Genomic DNA, 1340 nt, shown 5'->3' on the forward strand with positions numbered 1-1340 from the left:
CCACAACACAGACACCTAACTCTTTCTCATCGTCAGTGAGCACCGCATAGCTTGAAGCCAACTGCTCTAAAATAATGTCATCAACGTCCAGATCACACTTCTGCACACACTTTTCTATATTCTGAGCTGCGTTAACCGCACAGGTCACCAAGTGCACCTTTGCTTCTAGACGCACACCAGACATACCCAAAGGCTCTTTAATGCCTTCCTGGCTATCAATCACAAACTCCTGAGGGAGAATGTGCAGCACTTTCTGGTCTGCTGGTATTGCCACAGCCTGTGCAGCATCGATAACACGATCAATATCGGCCTGAACAACTTCTCGATCTCGAACCGCAACAATGCCGTGCGAATTCATACTGCGAATATGGCTCCCGGCTATTCCTGCATAGACAGAGTGAATCTGGCACCCTGCCATCAGCTCAGCCTCTTCGACAGCTCGTTGAATTGCGTTAACTGTTGACTCAATATTGACAACAACCCCTCTCTTTAAGCCACGAGAAGGGTGCGAACCGATACCAACTATTTCGATCTGTCCTTCACTATTCTTCTTGCCAACAATTGCAACAATTTTGGAGGTTCCAATATCCAACCCCACGGTAAATTCATTTTCTAATGAGCCAGCCATTCTGGTGTTCCCACGTTACTTTTGTACCAACTTTGCTTTCGCGAAGCCTAAGGCCATCCGATGCCCGGCTCACAAACACATTCCTAATTCTTACTTTTTACCGGATCGCCACTTGATCGCTACACCATTCGGGTAGCGAGCGTCGATTCGGCTAATATTCGCCACGTCAATATTTGCTCTGGAGCTGAAAACCTTACCAACTCGTTCCAGCTTGGCTTCAAGGTTCTGCTGCCCTTCGCGATCTTGTAGCTTAATTTCACCCATTGCGACCGCCACACCATTACTCAAGGTCATATTCCAGACATTTCTAGGTTTCAATTCCAGCGCTCTAATAGCCAAGCCATACTCTTTAAGGCCTTGCTGTAGTACTCCGAGCGTTGAATACATCATATTTTTCTTCGACGCACTGAACTGCTCACTGCCGATCAGTTGCGGTAAAACCAATAAATCACTTCTTAGTTCAGCAGGCTTAAAGACAACACCTTCTGCATTGAGCAACGCTCCGTCATTCCACTGACTCACCGCAACTTGTTCATTTATTAGCAGCTTGATTTCGCCCGGCCAGACTCTACTCACAGTCGCACTGTTAACCCAGGCCAAGCCCTCTACTCGTGTTTGAACGTCTTTTAAGTCAGTCGCTATAAATCCGGCGCCGACTAAACCACTCAACGCTTGTGTCACTTCACTTTCGTTCAGATAAGAAAACGCGCCT

At 47.2% G+C, this 1340-nt stretch carries 2 protein-coding genes; both read right to left on the minus strand.

All coding sequences use genetic code 11. The features are described 5' to 3' along the window. Window positions 1-628: cell division protein FtsA (gene ftsA / locus A3756_RS19200; RefSeq protein ID WP_068554328.1), on the minus strand; the 628-nt coding region annotated here is incomplete at its 3' end. Between the two features lie 90 nt (window positions 629-718). Next, a partial coding sequence (locus tag A3756_RS19205) for a cell division protein FtsQ/DivIB (protein WP_068554329.1) occupies window positions 719-1340 on the minus strand: 622 nt, incomplete at its 5' end.

This window comes from Oleiphilus sp. HI0086 (genome assembly GCF_001635225.1).